The organism is Rhizobium pantanalense (assembly GCF_030182525.1).
Classification (GTDB): domain Bacteria; phylum Pseudomonadota; class Alphaproteobacteria; order Rhizobiales; family Rhizobiaceae; genus Rhizobium.
Genome location: NZ_JAQJCH010000013.1, coordinates 139,346 through 153,704 on the forward strand (window position 1 = coordinate 139,346; position 14,359 = coordinate 153,704).

General features: G+C 58.8%; 12 protein-coding genes and 1 pseudogene. 4 read left to right on the top strand and 9 right to left on the bottom strand.

The window, feature by feature from the left end; all coding sequences use genetic code 11:
• Nucleotides 1–7: 7 nt before the first annotated feature.
• From PH558_RS28685 to PH558_RS28700, 4 genes are all read right to left on the bottom strand, one after another.
• Nucleotides 8–781: an SDR family oxidoreductase gene (locus tag PH558_RS28685; RefSeq protein ID WP_285207901.1), complete on the bottom strand. Its 774-nt coding sequence runs from the start codon at nucleotides 779–781 to the stop codon at nucleotides 8–10.
• Nucleotides 782–842: 61 nt separating this feature from the next.
• Nucleotides 843–1,832 carry a substrate-binding domain-containing protein gene (locus tag PH558_RS28690; protein WP_285207902.1) on the bottom strand — a complete coding sequence of 330 codons (990 nt, stop codon included), beginning with the start codon at nucleotides 1,830–1,832 and terminating at the stop codon, nucleotides 843–845.
• Nucleotides 1,833–1,917: 85 nt separating this feature from the next.
• Nucleotides 1,918–2,922, bottom strand: a complete 1,005-nt coding sequence (locus tag PH558_RS28695) for an ABC transporter permease (RefSeq protein WP_285207903.1) — start codon at nucleotides 2,920–2,922, stop codon at nucleotides 1,918–1,920.
• 55 nt (nucleotides 2,923–2,977) lie between these two features.
• The gene (locus PH558_RS28700; RefSeq protein ID WP_285207904.1) at nucleotides 2,978–4,456 is read right to left on the bottom strand and encodes a sugar ABC transporter ATP-binding protein; all 1,479 of its coding nucleotides are present in this window, start codon (nucleotides 4,454–4,456) and stop codon (nucleotides 2,978–2,980) included.
• A gap of 388 nt (nucleotides 4,457–4,844) precedes the next feature.
• Here PH558_RS28700 and PH558_RS28705 point away from each other — a divergent pair, with 388 nt between their 5' ends.
• From PH558_RS28705 to PH558_RS28715, 3 genes are all read left to right on the top strand, one after another.
• A complete protein-coding gene (locus PH558_RS28705) occupies nucleotides 4,845–5,429 on the top strand; it encodes an NADPH-dependent FMN reductase (protein ID WP_285207905.1) in 585 nt (194 codons plus the stop codon).
• Between the two features lie 117 nt (nucleotides 5,430–5,546).
• Nucleotides 5,547–6,263, top strand: a complete 717-nt coding sequence (locus PH558_RS28710) for a FadR/GntR family transcriptional regulator (RefSeq protein ID WP_113407371.1) — start codon at nucleotides 5,547–5,549, stop codon at nucleotides 6,261–6,263.
• A gap of 87 nt (nucleotides 6,264–6,350) precedes the next feature.
• A complete protein-coding gene (locus PH558_RS28715) occupies nucleotides 6,351–7,469 on the top strand; it encodes a lactonase family protein (protein ID WP_285207906.1) in 1,119 nt (372 codons plus the stop codon).
• Between the two features lie 47 nt (nucleotides 7,470–7,516).
• Here the strand turns inward: PH558_RS28715 and PH558_RS28720 are convergent, their stop codons facing one another.
• Entirely contained in the window at nucleotides 7,517–9,529 is a 2,013-nt protein-coding gene (locus PH558_RS28720; protein WP_285207907.1) for a putative bifunctional diguanylate cyclase/phosphodiesterase, read from the bottom strand.
• Nucleotides 9,530–9,911: 382 nt separating this feature from the next.
• Here PH558_RS28720 and PH558_RS28725 point away from each other — a divergent pair, with 382 nt between their 5' ends.
• Nucleotides 9,912–10,826 (top strand): DMT family transporter, encoded by a 915-nt coding sequence (locus PH558_RS28725; RefSeq protein ID WP_285207908.1) that lies wholly within the window; start codon nucleotides 9,912–9,914, stop codon nucleotides 10,824–10,826.
• A 271-nt stretch (nucleotides 10,827–11,097) separates the two neighbouring features.
• Here PH558_RS28725 and PH558_RS28730 read toward each other — a convergent pair whose 3' ends face one another.
• From PH558_RS28730 to PH558_RS28745, 4 genes and pseudogenes are all read right to left on the bottom strand, one after another.
• Nucleotides 11,098–12,399 (bottom strand): hemolysin family protein, encoded by a 1,302-nt coding sequence (locus PH558_RS28730; protein ID WP_285207909.1) that lies wholly within the window; start codon nucleotides 12,397–12,399, stop codon nucleotides 11,098–11,100.
• A 108-nt stretch (nucleotides 12,400–12,507) separates the two neighbouring features.
• Nucleotides 12,508–13,416 (bottom strand): TIGR03571 family LLM class oxidoreductase, encoded by a 909-nt coding sequence (locus tag PH558_RS28735; protein WP_285207910.1) that lies wholly within the window; start codon nucleotides 13,414–13,416, stop codon nucleotides 12,508–12,510.
• Nucleotides 13,417–13,583: 167 nt separating this feature from the next.
• Nucleotides 13,584–13,955, bottom strand: coding sequence for a PsiF family protein (locus PH558_RS28740; RefSeq protein ID WP_285207911.1), 372 nt, complete (start codon nucleotides 13,953–13,955; stop codon nucleotides 13,584–13,586).
• 139 nt (nucleotides 13,956–14,094) lie between these two features.
• Nucleotides 14,095–14,359, bottom strand: a pseudogene (locus tag PH558_RS28745) (S-(hydroxymethyl)glutathione dehydrogenase); the annotation flags it as partial.

Here is a 14,359-nt window from a genome sequence, read left to right on the forward strand (position 1 = left end):
CTTGCGCTCAAAGAATGGTGTAGCCGCCGTCGATCAGCAGATCGGCGCCGTTGATCATGTCCGCGCCGGACGAGGAGAGGAAAACAGCGGCGGCTGCAATCTCCTGCGGCAAGGCGAAACGGCCTGTGGGGATGCGCTTCTTGGCGGTTTCGCCTTTTTCACCGGCCCAGGCCTTCTTGCCGAGTTCGGTCAGCACGATGGTCGGCGAGATGGTGTTGACGTTGATGCCGTGTTTGCCCCATTCGGCGGCAAAGGTCTTGGACATGCCGATCACGCCGAACTTGGAGGCGCAGTAGGCGACATGCTCTTCGATGGCGACGGTGCCGGCCTGCGAGGCGAGGTTGACGATCTTGCCACCCTTGCCGGCGGCTATCATGGCGCGGCCAACAGCCTGCGTGACCAGGAACGTGCCCTTGAGATTGATGTTGATCGTCTTGTCCCAGTAGTCGAGCGGCAGATCTTCGGCGGCGGCTAAGAAGACGACGCCGGCGCTGTTGACGGCGATATCGATGCCGCCGAAATGCGCGACGACATCACTGACCGCCTTGTTGACCGAGGCAGGATCGGACACGTCGCAGACGAATGCTTCAGCGCCGCCACCGATTTCGGATGCCTTGGCCTTTGCCATATCGACATTGATATCGAGAACCGCGACTTTTGCGCCCTTGGAGGCGAATGCCGCCGCAACAGCAGCACCGATGCCGGAGCCGCCGCCCGTGACAAGCGCTGTCTTGCCTGAGAGCGGGAAATTCAAATCAATGTCTGAGGATGTCTCGGTCATCTTTTTCAAGCCTCTGTTTTCGGGGTGCGGCGAGGCGATGGTTCGCCCCGCCACATTGATCTTACTTGCGGGTTTCCAGCAGCTTGTCGACGTTCTCGGCCGTTACCGGGGTCCACGGAACATTGTAGTTCTTGTCCTTGCCGTCGTTGAACGGCATGGCCGGATACTGTTCCCAGATCTTGGATTCCGGCTTGTAGTTGCCCTTCTTGGCGGCAAAGATCGCGAGATCGAGAGCGCCCTGGGCCTGCGCGCTGGCGTCCTGCAGGATCGAGGTCATCGTACCGTCCTTCACGGCATGCAGCGCATCAGTGATGCCGTCAATGCCGGCAATGGCGAAGTCTTTGACGTTAAGTTTGGCAGCCTTGATCGCTTCGATCGCGCCGAGCGCCATCTCGTCGTTCTGGCCGATGACGCCGTTGATCTGGCCGGGATGAGACGTCAGCCAGTTTTCCATCAGGGTCTGGGCTTCGGCACGCGACCAGTTGGCGGTCTGGTCTTCCAGCACCTTTACGTTCGGGCACTCGGCAAGCGCCTTCTTGTTGCCTTCGAGACGCGAAATCTGCGCCGACTGGCCGATCGGGCCTTCGAGGATGACGACATTACCCTTGCAGCCGATCTTATCGAGGACGGTCTTGGCTTCCATGTAGCCGGAGATCGTGTCGTCGGAACCGACATAGGCGGTCAGCAGATCGGAATTGACGCGAGTGTTCGAGCCGACGACCGGAATACCGGCGTCATGAGCGGCCTGAACAGCCGTCGCTGCAGCTTCGATATCGATCGGCACGAAGATGATCGCATCGAACTTCTGCGTGATCATCGTGTTGACCTGCTCCTGCTGCACGAGCGCATCATAGCGGCCGTCGAAGATGGTCAGATCGACATCGCCATTCTTGACGGCGGGATGTTCCTTCAGCGCTGCCGACCAGATCTGCATGAATTCGGCATTCAGGCCGTAGGGCGCCGCACCGATTTTCAGCTTCTTGTCTTGGGCGAGGGCAGGTGAGGCCAGAATTGCTGTCGCTGCAGCAAGAGCAATCAATAATTTCTTCATTATAAGTCTCCTCCGTTGAAAGTCCGGCCGTCGCCTTGACGCGCCGTTTCGTTTTCCGAGTGTGGACACCGGAATGTCTTCGGGCTCAGCCGCCCAGGTTTCTCTTTTGGTCGAGCATGACGGCGCCGACGATGAGCGCGCCCTTGAGGACCTGCTGGTAGTAGGACTGGATGCCCATGAGATCGAGGCCGTTGTTCATGACGCCGATGATCAGCGCGCCGATCAGCGTGCCGGTGATGCGGCCGACGCCGCCGGAAAGGCTGGTGCCGCCAATGACGACAGCCGCGATCGCGTCGAGTTCGTACGCGATGCCGGCCTGTGGCAGGGCGGAGCCGGTGCGTGCGGCAAGGATCATGCCTGCCAGACCGGAGAGGCCACCGGAAATGACATAAACGAGGAAGCGCAGCTTGCTGACGTTTATACCCGAGGTAACGGCTGCATGCGGATTGCCGCCGACAGCATAGATATAGCGGCCAAAGCGGGTGCGGTTCAGGACCCACCACGCGATGATGAAGACGATGGCAAGCAGGATAACCGGCATCGGGACCGAGAGCACGCTGCCGGTGCCGATCCAGCGAAAATCAGCGGTGAGAGCCGGAACCGGCTTGCCGCCGCCATAGATCAGCGTCAGGCCACGGGCAGCGGAGAGCATGCCCAGCGTCGCGACGAAGGCGGGGACGGCAAAGCGCGAGACGATGAGGCCGACCACGGCGCCACAGGCGACACCGACCAAGAGACCGACGGCGAGCGCCACATAGGGCGGATAGGGTGCACCGACGATGCCGGCGGTCGCCGAGGTCGTTGCGAAGCTCGCGCTGACGATGCCGGTGAGCGCAACGACAGAGCCGACGGAGAGATCGATACCGCGGGTCAGGATAACGAATGTCATGCCGATCGCCAGTACGCCGTTGATCGAAGTCTGCAGCAGCACGTTCGAAATATTGCCGGCCGTCAGAAAATACTCATTCGAGAATGAGAGGACGGCAGCGAGCAGCAGGAAAGCGAGAAAGATCCCGTATTCCTGAATGATCAATCGGCGCCGGTCCGAGCCGAACCAGGAATTGGACGGATTGTTGTCAGTGGCGGACATTGCAGATACCTCTTGTTGCCGGACGCGTTCTTTTGAGCTTCGATGCCTGTCGCATTCAGGTCGACAGATGCACGAGCGATTGCGCGTCGGCCTCCTCCCTCTTGAGAATTCCGGCGGACCGTCCCTGGCGCATCACCAGGATGCGGTCGGACATGCCGAGAACCTCGTCTATTTCGGATGAGATCATGATGACGGTGCCACCCGCGGCGGCGAAGTCGCAGATGATGCGATAGATTTCGCGCTTGGCGCCGACATCGACGCCGCGCGTCGGCTCATCGAGCAGCAGCACTTTCGGCTTGCGCAGGAACCACTTGCCGAGCACGACCTTCTGCTGATTGCCGCCGGAAAGGCCGGAGACGGGCATGCTGTCACGCGCTGCCTTGATGCCGAAGCGCTTGATCATGTCCTGGCTTGCGCTGGCCTCGGCCCGGCGATCCATTGAGAAATGTGGGCTCATTTCGGGCAGGCTCGCGAGGCAGATATTGTTGCGGACGCTATCGATCAGGTTGAGGCCCGTGAGCTTGCGATCCTCCGTCACGAAAGCGATGCCATGCCGCATGGCTTCGGCCGGCTTGCGCGCGACGACGGGTTCGCCGGCGAGCTTGATCTGACCGCTGCTGACGGCATCGACGCCGAAGATGCAGTTGAAGATCTCGGTGCGGCCGGATCCCATAAGGCCGTAAATGCCGAAAATCTCGCCCTTGTAAGCGGTAAAGGAGATGTCACTCACCTTGCCTTCCGCTGTGAGGCTGGCGACTTCCAGCCCTGGCGTTGCCGTTGGCACGTTGGTCTTGATGTATTCCTCGCCAAGTTCGCGGCCGATGATCATGCGGATGAGGCCGGGCCGATCGATATCGGTAAGCGCACCGCTGCCGACATAGGACCCGTCGCGAAAGGCCGTGTAGGAATCGGCGATCTGGAAGATTTCGGACAGGCGATGCGAGACGTAGACGACGCCCTTGCCTTCAGCTTTCAGCCGCTCGATGGTGGCAAACAGTTGCTGCGCTTCCTTCTCGCCGATCGCGGAGGTGGGCTCGTCCATGAAGATCACTTCGGCATCGTGGCTGAGCGCCTTGGCGATCTCGACCAGCTGAACTTGCGCGACCGAGAGGTTCATCATGAATTGCGTGGCGCGGATGTTGAACTGCAGCCGGTCGAGGAGCGCCTGCGCGTTGCGGTTCATTGTCTTGAAATCGATGCCGCCAAAGCGTGCAGATGGCTCGCGGCCGAGATAGATGTTCTCGGCAACCGTCATGTGCGGGATGGGGCTGAGTTCCTGCTCGATGATGGCGATGCCGGCGGCGAGCGCTTCGGCGGGGCTAGCGTAGTCCACATCCTTGCCGCGGCGGCGAATGGAGCCGGCATCGCGCTTGTGAATGCCCATCAGGATCTTGAGGAACGTCGATTTGCCCGCACCGTTGCCGCCGCACAAGGCATGGACGGAACCGGGGCGCAGCTGAAAGCGCCCATCGCGCAATGCAGCGACGCCGCCAAAGGACTTTTTCAGCCCCTCTACTTCAAGCAGGAATTCCACTTTCCTCTCCCATTCCGGATGCCGTAGCGAGTCACGACGTCACCGTCGACGATTGCTTGGCATTATTTGACAATATTCGAAATGCTTTCGACAAATGTCAATATGGTTGTGCGGAAATCATGCGATTGCGGATATGGCGCGTTACCGTCACGAGGAGAATTCACTTGAGGATTTATCGGTAATAATTTGTAATAAAATGATTATTCATTACGGAAGCGACAGATGCCCGGCTTGATAAAATGCCGTTTTGACGGGACGCGGTGTAGACGGCATCGATGGACTGCGGCGATTGCGCAGAAAAAAATTTGTTGTGGACGGGGAGAATTCGCTTAATCCTAAGATGCAGTGCGGTTTTCACGTAGTGCCTCTGGCAGCGGAGCAGGCAGAGATGCATTCATCGAAAATCATCATTCTCTCCTGCAGCATGGATCCGGAAAGCCGGAGCCGCCGCATGGGCCGTGAGGCAGAAAAACTATTGCGGGAGAGAGGGGCTGAGGTTGAATTTATCGGTCTTCAGGATCTCGATCTGCCTGTATTCGACAACTTGAACTGCTATCAGCATCCTTCCTACGACAGGCTGTATCGTGCAATTCGCGATGCGGATGGTGTGCTGCTTGCTGTGCCCATTTACAATTGGTCGGTCGGCAGCGCTGCCAAGAGCCTGATCGAGCTTACCGGCGCGACGGGTGAGGGCGGACGAAAATCCGCCTGGTTCGACCAGATCGTCACCTTCGTCTGTTCCGGTGGGCTTCCGCATAGCTATATGGCATATGGCAGTCTCGCCATGTCGCTAATGCTCGATTTCAAATGCGTGATCAATCCTTATGTCGTCTATGCCACGGAAAGGGATTGGATCGATGGCGCCACCCTTTCCGACGCTCTTGCGGCACGGCTGAAGAAAACGATCGAGGTCAAGCTGGAGTTGTCATCGGGCTTGAGAGCCAGAGCATATGCCTCCGACTGGGAAATCTAATTGCCTGCCTGCCCCCGATTGCATTCGATGCGGCCCATGTTAAGACTATTCGTATTATGACCTAGCGCTGATTATAAGAGGCGGCTGCGGATGAGCAGCCGGAATCGGGGATCGAGAATGACGACAACTGCCCGGGCACGGCAAAGGCTGGCACAAAGGGTCATCGATGAATTGCGCACGCAGATCGAGTCCGGCAAGCTTCAGGCAGGCGACCAGCTTCCGACGGAACCGCAGCTCGAAGCGGCCTTCGATGTCAGCCGTACCGTGGTGCGCGAGGCGATCGCCGATCTTCGTGCCGCAGGCCTCGTCAAGCCCGTTCAGGGCAAGGGGGTATTCGTTTCCGAAACGTCGGCACGATCCGGTCTGCTGCTGACGCCTGTCGAGGTCAAAAGCATCCCCGAGACGCTGGAACTGCTGGAATTCCGCATGGCTGCGGAAGGCGAGGCGGCTGCAATCGCTGCCTATCGAAGAACGGCCGAACAGGAGGCCGCAATTGCTGCCGCCAACCGCAAGATGGCGCTGCTGATAGAGCAGGGGCTATCGACCGTCGAAGCGGATTATGAATTCCATATGGCAATAGCGGCTGCCACGAACAACCGCTTCTATGTCGATGTGCTCCGGCATTTTGGCGCCAGAACCATCCCGCGCGGACAGTTTCCGACATTGCCTGAAGCGAATGATCGCGCCTATCTGGAGAAGGTCCATGCCGAGCATGCGGAAATACTGACGGCGATTGCCGATCAGGATCCTGAGCGAGCGCGTCAGGCGATGCGGGCACATATGCTGGCGAGCCAGCGACGTTATCGCCTTCTGGCCGAGTTGCAGGCGCAATAATACGGAACATGTTGTTATGGTCATATTATGTCATATGATATCAAGCGATCGTCGGCGGTTACACCCGACGCTCGGACGAGGTGATTAGTGGTTCAGACGCCTTCCAGCGTATCTCGTACATTCGTCTATGTCTCGGCGGCAGTTACCGGAACGATCGATACGTACAGGATGGATGCGGCAACGGGCGCGCTCACGCCAATATCCGGCGTGGATGTCAGTCCCATGGTCATGCCCATGGCCATCAGTCCGGACCGGCGACATCTCTATGCCGTCATTCGCGAACAGCCTTACCGGGTATTGACGCTGTCGATAGACCCTGAAAGCGGCAGGTTAAGGCAGGAGGCTGTCGCCGCTTTGCCCGACAGCATGGCCTACATCTCCCTCGATCCGACAGGTGGGCTTCTATTCGCTGCTTCCTATGGCGGCAGCAAAATCGCCGTATTGCTGATTGACAAGAACGGGCTGGTCACCGCGCAGGCACAGCAAGTGATCGCAACCGGGCGCAATGCCCATTCGATCGTCAGTGACCGGACAGGCAAATATGTCTTTGTCACCAATCTCGGCTCCGATGCTGTGCAGCAATTCACTCTCGACGCCGAGACCGGGATACTGAAGCCGAACGATCCGATGCAGGTTGAGACCGGCGCCGGCTCTGGTCCACGGCACATCGTCATCTCTCCCGACAACAAGGCGGTGTACGTCCTGACCGAACTGACCGGCCATGTCATCCACTATGCGCTCGATACCGATACCGGCACCTTGAGCGAGATCGAAAGTGTTGCTTCCGTTCCCGAGATTGCTGGACTGTCACCGGGCATCGCGCCGCCTGGTCCGGCGATATCCGGTGCGCCTGCACCGGCCGTGGCTTCCGCCGACAACGGCAAGCCGAAGGTCTGGGCCGCAGATATCGGCATCACACCGAACGGCAAATTTCTTTATACGACGGAGAGAACCACCAGCCGAATTGCACTCTTTCGCGTCGACGCAGGCAATGGAAGACCGACCTACGTCACAAACTATCCAACCGAGCAGCAGCCGCGCGGCATCCGCATCGATCCATCGGGCCGGTTTCTTGTCGCATCCGGCGAGAAGTCCGATAGGCTGTCGGTCTATGCCATCGACCAGGCCGATGGCGGTCTCGACCTGGTGGGACGATATCCGGTCAATGCCGGTGCGAACTGGATAGAGATCGTGACATTTCCTTGAGACGCGTCGGTATGCGGCAAGCATCAAGCCGCTCTCGGGGCGAATATCTACACTGCTTTCGCAGCGGTTCCGGCAATCAGACTTTCAATTTCGGAGGAGGGAAGGGGCCGGGCAAACAGATAACCCTGAAGCAGTTCGCATCCGGCGCCTTCGAGAAAACGGGCCTGCTCCTCGGTTTCGACGCCTTCCGCCACGACTTCCAGATCGAGTGTTCTGCCAAGCGATACGATGGCGGAGGTAATGGCCATATCGCCGGGCTTTTCCGGAATATCGGCAATGAACGATCTATCGATCTTCAACCGGGAAAGTGGAAAGCGCCTGAGGGTGCTTAGGCTTGAATATCCTGTGCCGAAATCGTCCATCGCGAGGCTGACTCCCAGCTTTTTCAGTTCTTGCATCCGCTCGATGGCTCCTTCGATGTCACGCATGATCAAGCTTTCCGTCAATTCGAGCTCGAGCCATTGCGGATCGAGATGAGCGGATTGCAATGCCGATGCGACCTGGTTCGTCAGCGAACTCTCCAGGAATTGCCGGGCAGACACGTTGACGCCCATACGCAACGCGGGCAGACCGCGATCCTGCCACAGCCGCGCTTGCTGACAGGCTCTGCGCAGAACGATTTCGCCGAGCGCGACGATGAGTCCCGTCTCCTCGGCGAGCGGAATGAAGGCGCCTGGAAGCAGCAAGCCTTCGGCAGGATGCTGCCACCGGACGAGGGCTTCGACGCCAATGATCTTGCCGCTGCGAACTTCATTTTGCGGCTGATAATGGAGCACGAATTCATCCCGCTCCACAGCACGCCGTAATTCTTCGATACGGGTCAGCTTGTTGCGAGCGTCCTCCGCCATGGCCGGCGTGAACAGGCGAATGGCATTGCGTCCCGCTTCCTTGGCACGATAGAGCGCCATATCGGCATTCGCGAACAATTCCGAAGCCGTCGCGCCATGCTCCATGGCGCAAGCCACACCAATGCTGCAGCCCACACGGATTTCGACCCCTTGTACGGTCATCGGCTTGGATATGTCTGTCAGAACCGCCGCGAGCCTTTCACATATCGGCTCAGAGTTCTCTTCGAGAACGATGATGAATTCATCGCCACCAATCCGGGAAACGATGCCGCGTCTGCCGACATGGGTCGATATGCGCTGTGCAACAACCGTCAGCAATTCGTCGCCGGCGGCGTGGCCGAGGGTGTCGTTCACCAGCTTGAAATTGTCCAGGTCGACAAAGGCAACGGCCAGAGACTTTCTTTTTCGTGACGCTGTTTCCAGCAAGGTGCTGAGCTTGCGGTCGAGCAGCATACGGTTGGGCAGCCCGGTGAGCGCATCATGTTCGGCCAGATAGGCGATGTGGGCGATGTCCCGATGGCGATCGATGGCTATTCCGACGGTCTGCGCTATGCCGGCGAAGAATTCCATAAGTCCAGCCTCGTCGCCCTCGGTTTGCACTGTCGCCAGGGCTCCATGCCGGCCACCATCCCGAGAGAAAATAGGAAACTCCAGGGTGTCGCCGGCAAGAGGCTTGGTCTGCCCGCCGTCAAGAACGAAACGGACCTGCCTGCCATTCAGCAGGCCCTCAAGAAGGGTCCGGGCATCCTCAAGAAACACATCAAGATCAACGCCGCGCGCCACATCCTGCAGAAGTTTCGTCTGAGCGCTCATCAATTTTTCCGCCCGTTTTCGGGCGGAAATATCGCGGGATGCTCCGACGACGCCGATGATATTGCCGTTTCTATCGCGCAGCGGCACCCGCGACATCATGAGCCAGCCTTCGCCCTTGAGGCGCCGCTCTTCGACGCCGAGATCGGCCTTGCCGCTCTCCATCACCTGCTGTTCGACTTCTTCGATCTTGTGGGCATCGGCCATCGGGTGAATTTCGGCGTCGGTAAGGCCGATCAGTTCGTCGACATGCGTAAAGCCGTTGTTGAGGACGATCGCCATGTTGGCAAAAAGGAACCGGCCGTTCCTGTCCTTGGCATAGATATAGTCCGGCACGTAGTTGATCATCGCCTCGAGCCATTCGTAACGCTCGGCGAGAGACAGATATCGAGCCTGAAGCAATTCAAACGGCTCCCGGACCTGCTCATCCTCAACATCTTGATCTCGGTGCGTCGGCTCAGACGATCCATCGGGCGGCTGCATCATGTATGTTCTCTCACCCGGCAAGCGGGCTATATCGGCAGGTAGTTCTGCAAGAATAAAAGCATATAGGCATATCGACCGTCCTCGCTGGCGAGTTTGGTTCACCTGTTCACGTAAACGTTATCATATAACCGAATTTATAAACATCCGCTCAAGTTTTACAGGAAGAGCGCGCCCCAATGAGTACGCAGGTACTGGATTTTCCGTAATGATCCGTCGGCGACGAATGCCATTGCGGGTAGGGGGCAAAACCGGCTAAAGCGCAGGTAGTGGAACGCAGGATTCGCAAGGATAAAATAGTATGCGCGTGGGCAAAGCCGTAACAAGCGGCAATCTTGTGCTTGCCGGCATGCTGATGATGCTTCTCGGCGACTTCCTGTTTTCGCTGAACGATGCCATGGGCAAGTGGCTGGTTGCGAGCTTCTCCGTAGGCCAGATTCTGGTGATACGCTCGCTCGGTTCGTTCATTATCCTGGCGCCGATGATCGCTCGGCAGGGCAGCGACGCGCTTTTTCGCCTCGAACGGCCGCCGCTGCAGCTTCTGCGTGTTGTCATGACAACGCTCGACGTTGCTCTCTTTTACGCCGCTGTCGCTTATCTGCCGCTGGCCGATGTCATGACCTTCTATATGGCCGGGCCTATTTATGTAGCGGCGATCTCGCATTTCTTTCTCAATGAAAAGATCGGTTGGCGGCGCTGGTTGGCGGTTTTGGTCGGCTTTATCGGCGTATTGATCGCTCTTCGACCTTCTGCGGCAATGTTTTCCTGGCCATCGCTTTTCGGCCTTGGCGGCAGCCTCGCATTCGCTTTGACCCTGGTGCTCGGGCGACGGCTGCGGCAGACGCGGGATGCGACCCTCGTCGCGTGGCAGACGGTCGGTGCGCTCATTGCCGGGTTGGTACTCAGCATTGGCGACTGGCGTTCCGCATCCGCGCTCGATTTCGGCGCCATGCTTGCTCTCGGCATCGTCGCCGGCGGCGCCCATATGCTGATAACCCGATCCTTGAAGCTTGCTCCAGCTTCGCTGCTTGCTCCGCTCCAATACAGCCTGCTGGTCTGGGCAATCGTGCTGGGCTTCATTTTCTTCGGCGATATTCCCGACACCCAGATTGTCATCGGCTCCGTCATCATCGTCCTTGCCGGGCTGTTCATCTTCCATCGGAAGAATTTGGTCGATACTGTCCCGAAAGATGCAGTTGCTCGGGATGGGCATTGAGGCAGTCGCATCGCATGGTAGGCGCCGAGACGTGCGGACGACAGGCATCCTTGATCGGAATCTTGCACTGGACGAGGGGATGAAAGTGGTGGCGATCAGCGAGGGGCAAAGGTGTGTCGCACTTCATCCTTGAACCCACCCGGCTACAGCCGAAAGTCAGATAATCTATGTTATGGAACATAAGCCGATCCGGCGAGCCTTGTCTTTTAGGGCGAAACGGATTTCATCAAATGGCTATTCTTCGGGATAATGCGCGGCTCTCTGATGAGTTTCAGTGATCGGCGTCGCGAGCGTCGTCCGCGCTCACCAGCAGCTTGTCGATCCTGCGGCCGTCGAGATCCACGACTTCGAAGCGCCAGCCGCTTTTCGAGAAGCTTTCGCCCACATCCGGAAGATGGCGCAGCTCCTGCAGCACGAAGCCTGCAACCGTTTGATAGTCGCGATCGTCCTCGATCTGCAGGTTCATGAAATCGGCAAACTCGTCTATGGGCATCCAGCCGGATACGAGATAGCTGCCGTCGTGACGGCGGACGAGAGCCTGCTCGCCGCCGGCATCGGTTTCCTCCTGAACCGCTCCCAGGATGGCTTCGAGGATATCGCCCGATGTGATGACACCTTCGAAGTGGCCGTATTCATCATAGACCAGCACCATATGCGAGGAAGAGCGACGCAGCGCCTTGACCACGTCAAGGGCGCTGGAAAGGTCCGAAACGATCGGGACCTGTTTGGCAAGCTTGAGAATGTCGGATTGCCCGCCGGAAACCAGGGCATCGAAGAAGTCTCTGGTTGTCAGCACGCCGACGATTTCATCGGAGCTGTCCTTGCGCAGCGGCAGCCGTGCCTTCTCGGTGCGGCGAAGCTGTTCGCGGACCTCGTCGAAACCGTCCTCGATATCGATAACTTCCACGTCGCGACGCGGTGTCATCAATGCTCTTGCGGTGCGGTCGGCCAATCGCATGACGCCCGAGATCATCGCCTGCTCTTCCGTTGCGATGACGCCGGCGCTTTGCGCTTCCGCCAGAACCGTCTTGATTTCCTCGTCGCTGACACCATCCGCGGCCTTGCCGGATTGGCCGAGCGCACTCAGTACCAGCCGTCCCGAGATGTCGAGCAACCAGACGAGCGGCGCTGCGGCCCGGGAAAGAAACACCATGGCCGGCGCAACCTTGCTAGCGACCGCTTCCGGCGCCCGCAGCGCGACCTGCTTCGGCACGAGCTCGCCGATGATCAGCGACAGATAGGTAATGGCGACCACGACGAAACCGACGCCGATGGCGTCGGCGGCTGCAACAGAAAGACCTTGTGCGGCAAGCCAGCCCGACAGCCGCGCACCGAGTGTGGCGCCCGAGAACGCGCCGGACAGGACGCCGACGAGCGTGATGCCGATCTGCACCGTTGAAAGGAAGCGGCCCGGCTCTTCAGCCAGTCTCATTGCCATGGTCGCGCCTCTGCTGCCTTGGTCGGAAAGCACTTTCAGGCGGGCAGGACGGGATGAGACGATCGCCAATTCCGACATGGCAAGCACGCCGTTCAGGAGTGTGAGGACAATGACGATAGAAATTTCGAGAAGCAAAATCAGCCCTTTTTGGTTGCAGCGGAAAGATAGGTGGCAAAGGCTGCAAAAGCCAGGGTCCCACGAATATGATTTCCACGATGCCACCATTGAGGGCAGTTCGCGAAGCTACCGCATGGCCGGCAGAATCTCCGCTGCGATCTCTTCAATGACCTCGCCGGGCGGTCTGCCCTGGGTAACGAGGTTGAAGGCGACATGATGGATGCCGGCTTCACGCATTGCCGACAAAGCGTCGATCAGCCCTCGCCTGCCGGCTCTGATGCCGAGATTGATCTCCTTATAAGAGGCCTGAGGATTATCGAGCAAATCCAGGACCATGGACTGACCGAAGCCGCGAAAATCAGCGGTGACCTTAGCCCGGGCATTGTGCCAAAGCGCCAACCGATCTTTTTGAACGGGTAGCGGCCGGTAATAAGTCATCCAGGCTGTTGCGTGGCGGGCAATCCATTCGAGCGATTGCGACGATGAACCGACCGCCACCATGGGAATGAGCGGTTGTCGCAGCGCAGGCCTGATGGCGAACTCGTTTCGCACGCGACCGCCTTCATCGACGACCTTCTGATCCGGACTGAGCGCAGCGGCGAGGCGCTCCCAATGCGATTGAAAGAGTGCTTTGCGGTTCTCAATTTCCTCTCCGAAAACATCATATTCGCTCGGCCGGTCTCCAGAGCCGAGACCGAGGACGAGCCGGTCTTTCGAAAGGGAGGCGACGGACAGCGCGGCCTTGGCTATATGGAGTGGATGCCGCAAAGGCAACACGATTGCACCCGTCGCCAGGGCGATACTGGATGTGGAAGCGGCTAGAGCTCCGAGGAAGACCCAGGGGTCGGCATGCCCGATGGGGTCGGGATAGCTGTCGCTATTGAGGGGAACATCCCTCACCCACAGCGCATCGAAACCCGATTTGTCAGCATGGGTTGCAATGCTGAGCTGAGCATCGAACTGTATGTCGGCAGCAATTCTCGTTTGCGCCGGCAGGACTATGCCGAATGAAAGCCTGTCTGGATGGAAAAGCACGCCGCACCCTGAAATTATATCCTTGCCAAGGAGATAAGGAGGCCTGCGCTTGAGGAAAAGGGCCGCGCAAGGCGTAGGGTGATTGTGCAAGGCACGTAGTCCGCCCGGTGGAGCGGACTGTCATCGTGTGATGGGTCAAGTTCGGATCCGTGATCGCGGGCCGATGCTCAGCTCGCGGTGATGCACTGCTTGACGTAATCGCGCAATGCTTTCTTCTCCAGACCTTTGGTGGCGCCTTCGTCATGACAGGTCTTGCGTTTTGCCAGGACCGGATACTTCTGCTGCAGGCAGTTTTTGACTGCATCCTTGCGTGCATCGCCCTTGAGGCCCTGCCCCGTTGCATCCTGCCGGCAGGCTTGCCGTGCTGTCTTGATCTCCTCCTTCGATGGCATGGTCGATGATGGTGCCGATGTGGAAGGGGTTGAGGCGGGAGCTGGCGTTGCGGTTGTCGCAGGTGCCGTCGTCTGGGCGAAGACCACGGTTGCGGAAGATAGGGCGAAGAGAGCAGCGGCGGTCGCACTTAGCAGCTTGCTGGGCATGGGCATATCCTTTTGCCTGAAGGCCATTCATGTTCAAGCCGCCGACCCATCACGAGGCCGGCGTCCTTCTTGAACGGTGGTCATCGGCTTATCCGTCGTTCGGGCTGTCAAAAAACTCCCAGCAAGGTCGCCTGCAACATCAATACAGCACGACGCTGCGGATACTTTCACCCGAATGCATGAGCTCGAAGCCCTTGTTGATGTCGTCGAGTGGCATGGTGTGGGTGATCATCGGATCGATCTCGATCTTGCCCTCCATGTACCAGTCGACGATCTTCGGAACGTCGGTGCGGCCGCGTGCGCCGCCGAAGGCCGTGCCCATCCACGAGCGGCCCGTCACCAGCTGGAACGGACGCGTCGAGATCTCCTGGCCGGCGCCGGCAACGCCGATGACGACGGATTTG